This is a genomic window from Vibrio sp. Of14-4 (genome assembly GCF_022347625.1).
Classification (GTDB): domain Bacteria; phylum Pseudomonadota; class Gammaproteobacteria; order Enterobacterales; family Vibrionaceae; genus Vibrio; species Vibrio pristinus.
On sequence record NZ_JAKRGI010000013.1, the window covers coordinates 60,704 to 75,118 of the forward strand.

A 14,415-nucleotide genomic window follows, 5' to 3' on the forward strand; every position below is an offset into this window, starting at 1 on the left:
GTCAAAGCGCTAAATCTATTCTAACCACTGATGCCAAAGAGTCTTCACAAGCTCGCGCTCTTTCAACAGCTTTTCTTCAGCGACGTCGGTTTCTAAATTGAGTAAGTTCCTATGGTGAATATGATTACGTATGGTGGTATAAGCATGCGTCAAAGCCATTGCTGGGGCTTCTTCCATCACACCTTGCACTATCATAGATTCAAGAATTCTTACGTTGTCGCTCCATCGGGTTAACTTTGGTTTATCGTGACTGAACCTCAAAACCAAGTACTGTGTAAGAAACTCAACGTCTGTTATCCCGCCAGGATCCTGTTTAAGTAAAAAACGTCCAGCTTTCTTTCCACTAAGGTGATTGCGCATTTTCTCACGCATTTCAACCACCTCTTTTTTGAGCAGGGATTCTTCGCGAGGTTGGCTTAGAATATGAAACCTTGTGTGAGAAAATGCTTTCTCAAGCGCTGAATCACCATAGATCATACGGGCACGAACTAGCGCTTGATGCTCCCATGTCCATGCATCATTTCTTTGATACTCATCAAAGGCTTCGGTCGTTGTCACAAGAAGACCTGATGCACCAGATGGGCGTAAGCGAGTATCAACGTCATACAGGATTCCTGACGCGGTGCGAGTAGAAAATATATGTATTATTCTTTGCGCTAACCTGAGGTAAAACTGCCGGCCATCAAGCTCTTTCTTGCCATCAGTGTAGCTATCCACTGGGCAATCGTGAATAAAGACTAAATCTAGATCTGAATTGTAACCCAGTTCCCAGCCCCCTACTTTGCCATAACCGATCACGGCAAAACCCCGCCCTTCTCGATCTTTAAGATGAGCTGGTTCACCATACTTTTCTACCACTTGCATCCAAGCTTGGTTCACCACTGAGTCAACTATCGCTTCAGCAAGATAAGTCAAATGATCGCTGACTTTCATCACAGGTAAGGCTCCCGCAATATCCGCAGCCGCAATACGTAAGCTGCAAATTTGCTTGAACTGACGCAAAGCTTCCATTTGTTGTTCCATATCATCTTCTGGGATACGGGCTAAATAGTCTCGTAACTCCGAACGATAGCTTCCAAGTGGCACAGGATTATACAGGTGTTGTGGGTCAATCAACTCGTCAAGTAAAATGGGATAACGACCGAGCTGCTCTGATATCATCGGACTCTCGGTACACAAACGTACTAACTGAGTTAATGCTGCTGGGTATTCATCCAATAATTCCAGATAAGTGGTACGAGTGACTATTCTGTGTAGCAAATGAAGTACGCGCGGCAGCCCATATCGTGCATCTCGGTGCGCAAAAATCGCACCAAAAACCTTAGGCATCAATCTATTAAGAACTTGTCGCCCTCTTGGCCCCAATGTTTTCTTCGCTAAATCCCGTTTAAAGCCAATAATAGTCTGAGCCATTTCTGCCCAATGCTCACTAGCAATATCTTGAGCAAGAATGCCCTCAATAACATCTGGCTTTGCAACCATGTCCCACAGTTCATGGTAATGTTTATCAACGTCTAGTGAGTCCTCTTCATCATCTCCAATTAAGTTAGAAAAAACTTGGTGGACCTTGTGCATATGCATTTGGGTTTCTTTAAGCAAAGAAGACCAATCCTGATAGCCCATTGCAATCGAGAGCTGCAACTGCTCTTGCTCATTATCTGGTAAAGTTTGAGTTTGTTGGTCAGACATTGCTTGCAGCAAGTTCTCTAAACGTCGCAAAAAATGATAGGCATGCCTAAGAGATACCACTTCCTCAGTGGTTAGTAGCTCAAGAGTTTCTATTGCCGACAGGGTTTTCAATAGTCCTCTTTGGCGCAGGCTTGGTTCTCTTCCTCCGCGAATAAGTTGAAAAACTTGAGCAACAAACTCGATTTCACGGATCCCTCCAGCGCCCAATTTTATATTGTTCTTAAACCCTCGACGCCTAACTTCACTGCTTATCATTGATTTCATTCTGCGCAGTGACTGAATAGCACTAAAATCGATATAACGACGAAACACAAAAGGCCTTAACATTTGCCGCAATGCTTTATACTCGGAGTACATTTCACTGCCCATGACACGCCCCTTGATCATGGCGTAGCGTTCCCAATCTCTGCCTTGCTCTTGGTAATAATCTTCCAAAGCGGCATAACTCATCACCAAAGGGCCACTTTCACCAAAAGGGCGTAGCCGCATGTCTACCCGATAGCAAAAGCCATCAAAAGTTTGCTGATCTAAGGCCTTAATGATCCTCTGCGCTAGACGAGTAAAAAACTGGGCATTTGATAAACTTCTTGTTGCCCCTTGAGTATCACCGTTCTCTGGGTAAGTAAAAATAAGATCAATGTCAGAGGAGAAGTTAAGCTCGCCACCACCAAGTTTGCCCATGCCAATAATCAACATAGGTTGCGCTTCACCTGAAGAGTTACAAGGCGTTCCCCACAACTTGCAGCACTCACCATACTGCCATTGATAGGTTTCAAACAACATCGCCTCTGCCAGCTGCGACAAATGTTCAAGGCTTTGCTCTAAAGTCCAACTACCCATAAAATCCCGCCATGCAATGTATACCATTTCTCGGCGACGAAATTGCCTTAAGATTCTGTGACCTTGAGCTTCATCCGTGCAGTCTGCCAAACACTTTCCAAGGCGAGCACGATATTCTTGATGGCGAGACGACTGTTCTAACATTCCGGGGAGCTGCTGTTGTAAGTTCTGATCTTGGTGTAAAGAATCAACAACAAACTTACTCAAACCAGCAATATAGTTTAGTTGCTCTCGCCTATGCTCTGGCCAGAGTCCAATAGCATTATGTTCATATAGAGGCTCGAGAGCACTTTGGGACACACAAGCAAGGTTGTGGGGCAGTTGCATTCTTCTTCCTTGGATTAGTAAAAAAGGTTGATAAGAATGTTATACCAATAAAAAACCTTCACTAACAACGAATGAGTGTAGATTGAATGGCATTCTGACACTCAAACAGTGAAGGATGTGATCTTAGCGTCGAGAGCTCTCATTGGTATTCACTCGAAGAGGCCTACACGTGCACGGATATTAACATCCTAAATTTATCTATTATCACTAAAGTGCACAGAACCGAAGGCTAGGTTATTTGGTAAATCAATAGAATATAGGTGATCGCTGATTTCCATTACCTAACAATGCCGTTTCAATGTTACTTCGCTACTAATTCTTATATAGTTACCAGGAGTTTGGGGCACTATTGGCACATTGATAACTGCCCTCATTGTTATCATTGACTTAAAAACCAAGTATTAATCTGGGCCAAATATGAAACAAAATAATATCAAGGACGATATAAAGCCAATGAGCTTGTTGTCTCTCATCTTGTCATTTATGGCACTATTTGTGATTTCTGCATTATTGTTCTTTCCACTCAAAGAGCCTACACGCCAAGTACTTATCGGCTTAGATTTTATTATTTGTAGTGTTTTTCTACTCCAGCTAAGTATTGATTGGGTTCGCTCTGACAATCGGCTTCACTATATAAAACATCATTGGATTGACTTCCTAGCCAGCATTCCCATGGTGGAGCCTCTGCGTTTTGCACGTTTGTTCCATATTTTGCGCGTGATTTTAGTCATACGCTCTAGCCGCTCCTTAATCAAACAGCTCATGGTCAATCGCCGCGAGACAACCCTAGCTTCTATACTCTTACTTATGGTGATATTACTCACCATAGGCTCAAGTTTGATGCTGTTTGTTGAAAGCAAAGCGCCTGAGGCCAATATACAAACGGGGGGGGATGCAATGTGGTGGGCGTTAGTCACTATCTCAACGGTAGGCTACGGTGACCATTTTCCTGTGACTAATGCAGGGAAGATTCTCGCATCAGGGCTAATTATTTGTGGAGTAGGTATTTTTGGTATGATTTCAGGTCTTATCACATCACTAATTACTTCACCAACGGAAATTCAAGAAAAACGCTCAGAAAACAAAGAGCGACTGTTACTCGAAGTACTAGAGCGACAGCAAGAGATCCTAATACGTTTAGAGAAAATCGAAAGACAGCAAAGCAAAAATGAGGAGCCACAAGACTCCTCAAAAAAATAAACTCAGAGTTACTCTTGCCAATACGGCTGCGCTTCGATACAAATCACTCGTGTTTGTTCCATAGCATGTAGAATGGAGTTCTCTTGACGAGAGAGCCAACGTTTTAATTGCTCTTGCTCTTCTCCTTCCAATTTATCGATTAACTTGTCTAAGGTCCTGAGTTTTAACAAATCATCGATACCATGTAACAAATCGCGCCACGGCAATCTAAACCGATTACGTTCCTCTGCATCGAACAAACTGGCAAAACTAACACCAGTGTATAGATTGCGCATCAGTCTATACCTTTGGTCAATATAATCCTGACTGATCAAAGAGCGCTCTGGAGGAAAAGCTTCTATTAATTCGGCCCAGGTACGATCAAGCTGTTTGAAAGAGAAAGGTTCAATGGTGAGACTCATTTTATCTTGAGCTTTATCATCAAGAAATGGCTGCCAACCACGAGTAAGAATCCAGCGACTAAGGTCTAGCAGTAAACCTATATACCTAGCTGAATTAAATAGGGTTAGAATTTCTTCTCTATCGGGCAAGGAGTCTTGAATGAGTTTAAGCTCCTCAACCAAAAACTTACGCGCATCGAGCTTTCGCAGTGCATGTCCTTTGTCATCCAGCAATGCGTCGAGATATTCAAAATCATTGAGCCATTCCAATGACTGCTCTAACCACTTTAATTCTTGGCGAATTAGCGCACTTGCTCTTCGAGGTACTATTCCACCATATACAGTAAGTAACTGACGAATAAAACTAATCGAACTTTTTATTTGATGTAATGCTTCAATTGACTCTCTTTCAGAATAGATTTGTTCGTGATAAAGCCAGTGGGATAACCCATGCTCAAGGGAATGTACGAAACAAGACTCGACCGTATCCTGCTTATCCGTCGCCACCAAAGCCAAAGGTTTGACCTCGTCGCCTTGATAGTTATCAGCGAGCCGATAACCCTTTGCGGCTTTACTTAGGTTACCTAGACGCAAGCCTCCATGTTCAGACAAACGGCGAGCTAGGGTAAAGAGTGCATCCGCTTGCCCTGATTTCAGCTCTAGTTCAATTTCACAAATCGGCTCTTTACGCTCACCAGCCTCAACCATACCTTGATCAAAAGCCACCTCGATCTGGCTGCCATCGGACATTGCTATCAGCCATTGTTCACGAGTAAAGTTGGTGGAAAATATAGGCTCAAGCTCTGACTGTAAGTCTTTAACACCTTTACCTTCAGGCCAAATATCCGCTGGATGAAGTTCAAGCAGAGGCTCATCGCAATCATGCTCAGCATTGTACTCAGGTCTCTGATGCAACCCAGCGACAACACGACCAGAAGTTTTGACCGTCTGAACATAAACATCGTCAAAACGACGAATACGGAGACCAATATCATGAACACGCAACCAATTTTCTTTGGTATCAAAATAAATATTGCCAAGTTTACGGCAACTATGCTGAAGCACTTTTTCTTGTACAATCAGATCTTGTAAAGTATTTGAAAATTCAGGAGAAACAAAAAACTTCAGTTCTATCTCGTTTTCCATAGTGGTCCCTTTTAGCACAGATACAAACAGAATATTGCCAATTTCCAAACCGAGCAAGAAAGAAATATCATCTCAATGATGATCTAAAACAGTTTTAATGATGGATTTAATGGGTTACCATGCGCGCCTTTATAGCCATCGTTCAACATTTCGCCATGAATGGTATATGTTATTTTTGGGTTATATAAATAGGTTGAATGACCATGCCAGTGAATACAATTATGGGGTTATTTGCAAAGTCCCCAATCAAGCCTTTGCAGCGCCACGTTGTGTGTGTCAATGAATGTTGCTCACACCTAGTCAACTTCTTTGAAGTAAGTTCAAAAGGAGACTGGGAGAAAGCATCAGAAATTCGCGCGCAAATCTCACATCTAGAAAAAGAAGCCGACGTGTTAAAGCGTGAAATTCGTCTCAAGCTTCCTCGCGGTTTGTTTATGCCTGTCGATCGTAGCGATATGCTCGAACTTCTGACTCAGCAAGACAAACTGGCAAACCTAGCAAAAGACATTGCCGGTCGAGTATATGGCCGACAATTAGTCATACCCGAACCTCTCCAAGAAAATTTTATTGCGTATGTTAAGCGCTGCCTTGATGCAGCCAACCAAGCGCAGAAAGTAATCAACGAACTCGACGAGTTATTAGAAACTGGATTCAAAGGCCGCGAAGTTACTCTTGTAGCCGAAATGATTCACCAACTAGATGAAATTGAAGATGACACCGACGCGATGCAGATTGATCTTCGCCAGCAACTAATGGCAATCGAGGGCGATCTAAATCCGATTGATGTCATGTTCCTTTATAAAATTCTTGAATGGGTAGGTGGCATAGCCGATCAAGCGCAGCGCGTTGGCGCACGCCTTGAACTTATGCTATCTCGCTCATAAACAATAAGTAACTAAATAACGAAGAGCATTTTAACCATACCCCTACTAGGCGATACACAAACAGACGCCAAGGGGTTTTGTTGTGTCTAATATGCTCCGCTTGTTATCAACAACTAGGTATTACGATGGATATCCTTGCGAATTACGGCACTGTCCTGATTATTATTGCAGCAGTTTTTGGTTTTATGATGGCGATCGGTATTGGCGCAAATGATGTGGCCAATGCAATGGGAACCTCGGTAGGCTCCAAAGCATTAACTGTGAAACAAGCGATTATTATCGCAATGATTTTTGAGTTTGCAGGTGCTTACCTTGCTGGTGGTGAAGTAACTGACACCATTCGTAAAGGGGTTATTGAGACTTCTCTGTTTGCCAGTCAGCCCGATGTACTTGTATTCGGTATGATGTCTGCTCTTCTTGCTGCGGGCTCTTGGCTACTACTTGCCTCTTACATGGGGTGGCCTGTCTCTACCACTCACTCCATCATAGGAGCAATAATCGGCTTTGCTTGTGTGTCAGTAGGGACCGAAGCGGTCGATTGGGGCTCAGTTAAAGGCATAGTAGGCAGTTGGATCATCACCCCTGTCATCTCTGGATTTTTCGCTTACGTGATCTTTGTCAGCGCGCAGCGGCTAATTTTTGATACAGAGAAGCCATTGTTCAATGCCAAACGCTTTGTACCTGTGTACATGTTCATCACCACTATGGTGATTGCATTGGTAACTATCAAAAAAGGCCTAAAACACGTAGGCCTGCACCTCACAAATGGTGAAGCTTGGGTATGCTCTGCCGTAGTTTCTGCCATAGTGATGGTCGGTGGATACTTATATATTCAGAAAAAGTTCTCTAGTCGCGAAGATGATCATGGGTTTGCTGGGGTTGAAGGTATATTCAGTGTGCTTATGGTGATCACTGCCTGTGCAATGGCCTTCGCTCACGGGTCTAATGATGTAGCGAACGCGATTGGTCCTCTTTCCGCCGTTGCTTCCACCATAGAGCACATGGGTGAAATCACTGATAAAAGCACTATCGCTTGGTGGATCCTGCCTCTCGGTGGCTTTGGTATCGTCGTAGGATTAGCCACACTTGGACACAAGGTAATGGCGACAGTCGGTACTGGCATTACTGAACTAACACCAAGTCGCGGCTTTGCAGCTCAGCTTGCAACAGCCTGTACTGTTGTACTTGCTTCAGGTACTGGACTTCCTATTTCAACGACCCAAACGCTGGTAGGTGCTGTACTAGGTGTCGGTTTTGCTAGAGGCATCGCAGCATTGAACTTAGGCGTTGTTCGTAACATCGTTGCTTCATGGATTGTGACCCTTCCAGCAGGTGCTCTGCTTGCGGTGGTATTTTTCTATGCCATTCAAGCGATGTTTGCTTAAGCAACAAGGTCAATGATGTGTTAACTCACTGTCATTATTGATTCAAATCCACAGAAAGGGAGGCAAAGCCTCCCTTCTTTGTTGCAGTAGAGTCTGAAACTACTTACTATTTGTTATCGGGGCTTGTTAGCCCAGCAAATGATAGAGAAGACTGCTAAAGGATTGATCGTGAAAAAACTGGTTTGCTTGGTTTTAGCTTCAATGTTAGTCGCACCAGCGGCTTTGGCTAAAAACCGTTATATCGCAGATAACTTATTTACTTATATGCATTCAGGTCCGAGTAACCAATTCCGCATTATCGGCAGCGTCGATGCCGGGGATAAAGTTACTTACATCACTGCAAACAAAGAGACAGGATATACTCAAATCCAAGATAGCAAAGGTCGTAAAGGCTGGGTTGAAAGTCGCTTTGTTACAACTCGTGAAAGTATGGCACTGCGCCTACCTAAAATTGAAAAAGAATTATCTGATGTGAAAGCGAAACTGGCTAATGCTCGCTCTAATGCCGATCAAGAAAAAGCAGGACTAGCAGACTCTTTAGAAACCAGAAATCGCCAAATTGCTGACCTAGAGAAAAGCTATGGTGACATTAGTCAGCAACTTACCGCATCACAGGAAGAAGTGCGTAACCTCAGAGCCAAACTAGATACACAAAAAGATGATCTATTACTTAAATACTTTATGTATGGCGGCGGTGTCGCTGGCATAGGCTTGCTGTTTGGTCTTATCTTACCTCACATCATTCCACGCAAGAAACGCTCTCCTTCAGGTTGGGCATAGTAACCAGATTATATATAAAGGTCGCCTACGCGACCTTTTCTACCCCTTCCAATTATACAGTGCGGGAACCTGAATCTCGGTACCATTAAAACTAATAGTACTATGCTGGGATTCAATATTTTTCAGCAGAATATTGTCACTTATCCAGTCCCCCTCCCTATATTCAGTGCCATTAACTTTAACCCAGCGTTTGTTTGGATTACTCGAGTAAACGTGCGTTTGGAAGTTAAGAGGAGGTAACCTCCCCTGCCACTCTCGGCTATTTACAGCAAGATCAGATGCCTGATTGGTTTGGCTAATAGTTTCATTACTCTCAAGGGCTGACTCAACCCGTAATGCAATCTCAGGTGGTAACCCAGACAGGTCCAAGCCTTTTAACAAGGTATCGCTTTCTTCTGTAACTATTGCCTCGTCTTGCTGGGTGGGAATAGTATTCAAGTCGGTGTTCGATATCGCAGGCTCAGGCTTAGTGACAGCCAGCGGCGCAAAGTCAAAGGTCTCTCTGAGCTGTCCAAATGAAGGATAAGGCAACACTTGGTATTTAAAAGGGACTTGCTGAACTTGCGAGCTAGGCTGATTAGATACCTGCCATACCGCTAATTTCTCGGTATAAGTTTGGTAAATACCCACAAGGCTGCTTACCAATGCTGGTGTACAGACAAGGGCCACCAACAACCCTTTTGGTATCATCCGATGGTTTGAAAGACTGGTCTTTTCTTGGGCGTAATAATCAAACGTCTTAAATGTCTGATGATGCTGCTCTGAATGCTCTAATGCCTGCATGACTTTTGACATTATGCTTCTCCCTCTGTAACTCTCAATGATGGTGCCCTATCCTGAGAAAGTCTTTCTAAACGCTGCAAGGTCTGTTGTCCCGCGATCCCATCAACATGTAAGCCCTGCCATTGCTGGAACAATCTCACTTTTCGTATTAAGTCTTTATTGTAAACATCGTTTTCTATTTCAGATTCACCCAAGACTTTTGACACGCGTCGATTCAATTCATAGATTGCAGGTCCGGACATATTGGGTTTAAGAGTCTGGCGCCAATAGTTTTGCCAAACTTGATAATATTCCCCATTCCATAGGGTCTCTAGCTTATCAAGCGGCAATTCAACTCTTTGCCCTGCGACCAATAACTGGGCAGCATCATCACTCAACTTATACAAAACCGCATAACTGCTTATACCTTCACGATGAAGGGACAATAGTACAGGGACATTCGCCTCTTTTAATGTGGAAAGCTCGCCTTGTGATTGAATACAGCTAAACGCACTCTCATCGCCTTGGCGACATAATCGCTCCACGACAGATGCCTTAACCCCCCATACTCGATAGAGATCTTCCATCGCTAACTGAAAATTATCGGACTTGGAGAGCGCCTGTTGTAACTGAGCGGGAAAAGTCTCCTCTTCAACCAAAGTAATGGTTTGGGCAGGGTTGGTGTCAAGGATATACTGCTGAATCTGATTTTCCATTATCTGGGGAACAAGCCAATAACTCGCCATGGCAAACGCTAGAGATAAACTACTGACTTTTAGCCAATTTAAGCGAGATTCTTTCTGCTCGATAACGACTGGCCGATAGGAAGTCTGGAAACTCATGATCTCTTCACACGCAGCTTCAACACTGGATTGACTTGGCGCCGACTCACCAAGGCTATAGGCTCGCTTCAGTGCCGCGTCACAGATCAAATTAATTAAGCGTGGAATCCCTAGAGAATACTCTGATATAGATTTTAAAGACTTAGCTGAGAATAAACTGCTCTCGCCACCCGCCAACTCCAAGCGATGACGAATATAAAGACTCGCCTCCTTAACGTCTAAAGGTAGCAAGTGATATCGGCCAGTAATGCGCTGGGCTAGCTGACGAAGTTGAGACATTTGCAGCCTCTGCTGAAGTTCAGGCTGTCCTACCAGTAGCACTTTTAATAATTTCTGGTTATCTGTCTCGAGATTGGTCAACAGCCTCAATTGCTCAAGTACCTCAGCCGAGAGATGCTGAGCCTCATCAATGACGAGTAGTGTTTGAATGCCATTTGCATAACTCGTAAGTAAAAAATCATGGATCGATTGATTGAACTGCTTTAGCGTCGCGCCTGAAGGATAATTTATAGAGAACTCATCGCAGATCGCCTCTAGCAGCTCTATGCTTGAAAAAGTGGGATTAAGGATAAGGCCAGTTTGCGTATCCTTATCCAAAGACTTGAGCAAAGCTCTTACTAACGTGGTTTTCCCTGTACCCACTTCACCAGACAGCATGGCAAAACCACCACCTTCACCAAGACCAGCCTGCAAACGGAACAAGGCTTCTTTATGCCGCTGGCTTTGAAAGAGAAAACGAGAACTCGGCACGATTGAAAAAGGCAGCTCAGTGAATCCAAAATATTTCTTATACATGTCTCTCGTCTCTGGGAATTTACTGACAAGAAAAGTAACATTGCTGACAACAATAGCCAATGCAAATATCCGAATATAAGAGGAACATCTGTGCAAATATTTTTAGTTGGTGGCGCAGTACGCGATAAATATCTCAATATCGAGGTTCATGACCAAGATTGGGTCGTAGTTGGTACCACCCCTGAAGTGTTAATTAGTAAAGGGTTTTCTGCTGTTGGCAAAGATTTCCCGGTATTTTTACACCCAGAGACCAAGCAAGAATATGCTTTGGCACGCACAGAGAGAAAAACGGGTGCAGGCTACAAGGGGTTTGATTGTTATTTTTCACCGGATGTGACTATTGAGGACGACCTTCTGCGCCGCGATCTCACCATCAATGCTATGGCGCTTGATGATAAAGGCAAACTGATCGACCCCTATGGGGGCCAAACCGACCTCAACAATCGTGTCCTGCGACATGTGTCTAGTGCCTTTACCGAGGATCCTTTGCGCGTTCTTCGAGTCGCTCGTTTTGCCGCTAAGCTTCATCACCTAGGTTTTAGCATTGCCGATGAAACTCAAGACTTGATGAAACAGATTGTGGCCTCAAAAGAGCTCGAACATTTAACCGCTGAGCGGATTTGGCAAGAGTGGCATAAATCCCTGTCTACTCAAGATCCACAAGTCTTCTTATCTGTGCTTCGTGATTGCGGAGCACTTAAGGTTATTCTTCCTGAGCTTGATTGTTTATTTGGTGTACCTCAACCAGAGAAGTGGCACCCAGAAATAGATACTGGTATCCATAATTTAATGGTGGCTAAGCAAGCCGCTATTTTGACCCCATCGACTAAGGTTCGTTTCGCCGCGCAGATGCATGATCTAGGCAAAGGGGTGACCCCAAAAAATGAGTGGCCTAGCCATAAAATGCACTGCCATACTGGCCAGAGCATAATCAAACAGTTATGTGACAGACTACGAGTACCGAATGAGTATCGCGAATTGGCTTTGATTGTTTGCAAGCAGCACTCAAATGTCCACCGAGCAGAAGAGTTACGAGCAGAAACACTACTTAAGGTGCTCAACAGTTTTGATGTGTGGCGTAAACCAGAGCGCTTAGATGAAGTACTAGTAGCTTGCATGGCTGATAGCCGAGGTAGAACTGGATATGAAAACATCGAGTACCCACAGAAAGCTATTTTTGAGCAAGCCTATCAAGCCGCTCTATCTGTTAAAGCGAAAGATATTATTAAAGATGGTTATCAGGGGGCAGACATTCGTCTAGAGATGGACAAGAGAAAAGTCGAAGCAATTAAACGCTCTCGATGCCTTTAAATTTAAAGTGATGTCGCTGGACAATAAAGATCGAAACTTAGATTCTATCAACTGACTATCTAAGAAAAGTGTGACAAAAAGTTTGAAACTCATTTTTGTCCCAAAATCATTTTTGCGCAACAAATCATCGAAAGGCGGCACATGATATTTCCCATATAAAATCTCATGAGCTAATGCCTCCCAATTACAGGGTAAATTGGTGTTTCAAACTCACTCATCTTAGTGTCCAATTTTTATAGAGCAGAACACCAAGCAACCCATCCATTGAAGCGAACACATTAAAACTGTAACGGTCAACTAAAATTGGATACTGTTTTAGGCACTTTTGAGTAATTCCATCTCGTATTGTGCTGGAGAGATATTTCCTAAGCCGATAAACGGCAGTTATGCAACTTATTCGACTGGATTTGAACCAGCGGCCTCCCATGTGTAGCCTTTATCGCGAAATCATATCTTCAGCGCATGCAATAACCGAAGAAACGGCGTGGTGCTCTGTCTAGCTGAGCTACAGAACCTATGCGAATAAGCAGCGACTTAAGGCCGCTAGTCTCGATGCTCGCTTTCCCACGATATCACTCACTGTCAAAAATGAAACGAAAAGAGGAAGAGTTTACGTTAACCATTCACTTCCTCAAGGGTGTTGCGTTTCATTTGACGGAGGGGACTCTATATTTGCGACAAAACCCCAAAATCGGTGCACTTTATATCGAATTTCAAACCTCCCAAAAGAAATAGTTTTTACCAAATGCTGGTTTCAATTGATCGATCCAAGTCGCCTCGCAATTATATTGGGCAAAGAATACCTTATTAATCCACTCTGGATTGCGAGCCTGTATAAATTGCAAGCAAAATACTTTTTCACCATTTACAATAGAAATATCCAAAAGTTGGATTTTTCCAGGATCTGTACTCATCACAGGTCCTCTGACGGTTTTACATAATCCAGAGATCTTTCTATAGGCCAAAGTATAAATCTCAAGTGCTCTCTCCAGCGGTACTTCAAAATAACCTTTGGCACCAGTATCCCGGTCAATAAACATATAATAAGGGATTAAGCCTAAACTTACCTGCAAGTTCCACATTTCAACCCAAATGTCCGGGTTATCATTAATGCCTTTCATCAAGGGGGCCTGAGTCCTGATGGTAACCCCGGATGTTTGTAAATTCCTTATCGCCCGTCGCACGATTGGTGTCGATAACTCGTTCGGATGGCTAAAATGTGCCATGAGGGCGACACTCTTACCATGCTCTACAACCTTTCTGAATAGGTTGCAAAGCTCTTGGGCATCACCGTCAGAAACAAACCTTGATGGCCAAAATGCGAGCGATTTAGTGCCTATGCGGATGTTTTTTATATGCTGGCACTCATCACGTAACATGACCTCGAGATACTTCCGCATTTTGTTGGCCCGCATGGTCATAGGGTCGCCCCCGGTGAGCAAGACATCAGTCAACTCTTGATGACGGGCCAAATAGTCAAAAAGCAGCTCCGCATCGTTATTGTTCATGCGCGTCGCCTTAGCGGTAAATTGGGCCCAACGGAAACAATAACTGCAATAGGCATGGCAATACTGTGCTTGAGAGGGGAAATACAGCAAAGTTTCCTTATACTTATGCTGGAAGCCGTTAAGCGGTTTCCCGTTGATAGCTGGCCTGTTTTTTGTGACCTGCCCCGAGGGATGAGGGTTAAGTGACGCCCTGATTTTCTCGACTTCCTGTTGAATAAGAGCTTTATCACCCCTTTCACGCACCAGCTCGAGCAGGCGCTGATAGCTTGCCTTATCCAGCATTTCAGACATAGGAAATAAAAGCCTGAACATAGGGTCGCTGGGAATATTATCCCAATCGATCAGTTCATCCAGCACATAATCATTGACCCTGAATGGAAATACCAAAGAAGTCACTTCTAGTTCAGTAGCAATATCTTCGGGAATATGCTCCCGAGCAATATTTTTTAAATTTGCTCTCTGATATGACTTATATCGGCGATCTGAAACAACCCTTACAGGCTGTTCGAACTTATCTATATACATAACACTTCTTAACTCTTAGTAACCTGATTTTTACCAATGAA

At 43.6% G+C, this 14,415-nt stretch carries 10 protein-coding genes and 1 tRNA gene; 5 read left to right on the top strand and 6 right to left on the bottom strand.

Translation table 11 applies throughout. From position 1 onward, the window contains the following. Positions 1 to 15: 15 nt before the first annotated feature. A complete protein-coding gene (glnE, locus tag MHN79_RS13700; protein WP_239173353.1) occupies positions 16 to 2,856 on the bottom strand; it encodes a bifunctional [glutamate--ammonia ligase]-adenylyl-L-tyrosine phosphorylase/[glutamate--ammonia-ligase] adenylyltransferase in 2,841 nt (946 codons plus the stop codon). 417 nt (positions 2,857 to 3,273) lie between these two features. Between glnE and MHN79_RS13705 the strand changes: the two genes are divergently transcribed. Further along, entirely contained in the window at positions 3,274 to 4,056 is a 783-nt protein-coding gene (locus MHN79_RS13705) for an ion transporter (protein ID WP_239173354.1), read from the top strand. Between the two features lie 8 nt (positions 4,057 to 4,064). Here MHN79_RS13705 and MHN79_RS13710 read toward each other — a convergent pair whose 3' ends face one another. Next, positions 4,065 to 5,582, bottom strand: a complete 1,518-nt coding sequence (locus MHN79_RS13710; RefSeq protein WP_239173355.1) for an inorganic triphosphatase — start codon at positions 5,580 to 5,582, stop codon at positions 4,065 to 4,067. A gap of 203 nt (positions 5,583 to 5,785) precedes the next feature. Between MHN79_RS13710 and MHN79_RS13715 the strand changes: the two genes are divergently transcribed. The 3 genes from MHN79_RS13715 to MHN79_RS13725 all read left to right on the top strand — a co-directional run bounded on the left by MHN79_RS13715 (position 5,786) and on the right by MHN79_RS13725 (position 8,631). Continuing rightward, entirely contained in the window at positions 5,786 to 6,466 is a 681-nt protein-coding gene (locus tag MHN79_RS13715; protein WP_162814037.1) for a TIGR00153 family protein, read from the top strand. 125 nt (positions 6,467 to 6,591) lie between these two features. After that, the gene (locus MHN79_RS13720) at positions 6,592 to 7,851 is read left to right on the top strand and encodes an inorganic phosphate transporter (protein ID WP_239173356.1); all 1,260 of its coding nucleotides are present in this window, start codon (positions 6,592 to 6,594) and stop codon (positions 7,849 to 7,851) included. Positions 7,852 to 8,019: 168 nt separating this feature from the next. Continuing rightward, a complete protein-coding gene (locus MHN79_RS13725; RefSeq protein WP_239173357.1) occupies positions 8,020 to 8,631 on the top strand; it encodes a TIGR04211 family SH3 domain-containing protein in 612 nt (203 codons plus the stop codon). Between the two features lie 39 nt (positions 8,632 to 8,670). On the opposite strand, the gene MHN79_RS13730 is transcribed toward MHN79_RS13725, so the two are convergent. Together MHN79_RS13730 and MHN79_RS13735 are read right to left on the bottom strand one after the other, a co-directional pair. Further along, on the bottom strand, positions 8,671 to 9,426 hold the full coding sequence (locus MHN79_RS13730; RefSeq protein ID WP_239173358.1) for a general secretion pathway protein GspB: 756 nt from the start codon (positions 9,424 to 9,426) through the stop codon (positions 8,671 to 8,673). Further along, positions 9,426 to 11,030, bottom strand: a complete 1,605-nt coding sequence (locus MHN79_RS13735; RefSeq protein WP_239173359.1) for an ExeA family protein — start codon at positions 11,028 to 11,030, stop codon at positions 9,426 to 9,428. The genes MHN79_RS13730 and MHN79_RS13735 overlap by 1 nt, the downstream gene beginning before the upstream one ends. 90 nt (positions 11,031 to 11,120) lie before the next feature. Here MHN79_RS13735 and MHN79_RS13740 point away from each other — a divergent pair, with 90 nt between their 5' ends. Continuing rightward, positions 11,121 to 12,341, top strand: coding sequence for a multifunctional CCA addition/repair protein (locus MHN79_RS13740; RefSeq protein ID WP_239173360.1), 1,221 nt, complete (start codon positions 11,121 to 11,123; stop codon positions 12,339 to 12,341). Between the two features lie 395 nt (positions 12,342 to 12,736). On the opposite strand, the gene MHN79_RS13745 is transcribed toward MHN79_RS13740, so the two are convergent. Both MHN79_RS13745 and MHN79_RS13750 read right to left on the bottom strand, forming a co-directional pair. Beyond that, positions 12,737 to 12,857: transfer RNA gene (locus MHN79_RS13745), tRNA-OTHER, on the bottom strand. A 197-nt stretch (positions 12,858 to 13,054) separates the two neighbouring features. Beyond that, positions 13,055 to 14,374 carry a hypothetical protein gene (locus MHN79_RS13750; RefSeq protein ID WP_239173361.1) on the bottom strand — a complete coding sequence of 440 codons (1,320 nt, stop codon included), beginning with the start codon at positions 14,372 to 14,374 and terminating at the stop codon, positions 13,055 to 13,057. Between the last annotated feature and the right edge of the window lie 41 nt (positions 14,375 to 14,415).

Excerpts from the sequence above, each read along its gene's own strand:
- MHN79_RS13705 (WP_239173354.1), top strand. The coding sequence starts at position 3,274 with ATGAAACAAAATAATATCAAGGACGATATAAAGCCAATGAGCTTGTTG.
- MHN79_RS13735 (WP_239173359.1), bottom strand. The coding sequence starts at position 11,030 with ATGTATAAGAAATATTTTGGATTCACTGAGCTGCCTTTTTCAATCGTG.
- MHN79_RS13720 (WP_239173356.1), top strand. The coding sequence starts at position 6,592 with ATGGATATCCTTGCGAATTACGGCACTGTCCTGATTATTATTGCAGCA.
- MHN79_RS13710 (WP_239173355.1), bottom strand. The coding sequence starts at position 5,582 with ATGGAAAACGAGATAGAACTGAAGTTTTTTGTTTCTCCTGAATTTTCA.
- MHN79_RS13715 (WP_162814037.1), top strand. The coding sequence starts at position 5,786 with ATGCCAGTGAATACAATTATGGGGTTATTTGCAAAGTCCCCAATCAAG.
- MHN79_RS13750 (WP_239173361.1), bottom strand. The coding sequence starts at position 14,374 with ATGTATATAGATAAGTTCGAACAGCCTGTAAGGGTTGTTTCAGATCGC.
- MHN79_RS13730 (WP_239173358.1), bottom strand. The coding sequence starts at position 9,426 with ATGTCAAAAGTCATGCAGGCATTAGAGCATTCAGAGCAGCATCATCAG.
- glnE (WP_239173353.1), bottom strand. The coding sequence starts at position 2,856 with ATGCAACTGCCCCACAACCTTGCTTGTGTGTCCCAAAGTGCTCTCGAG.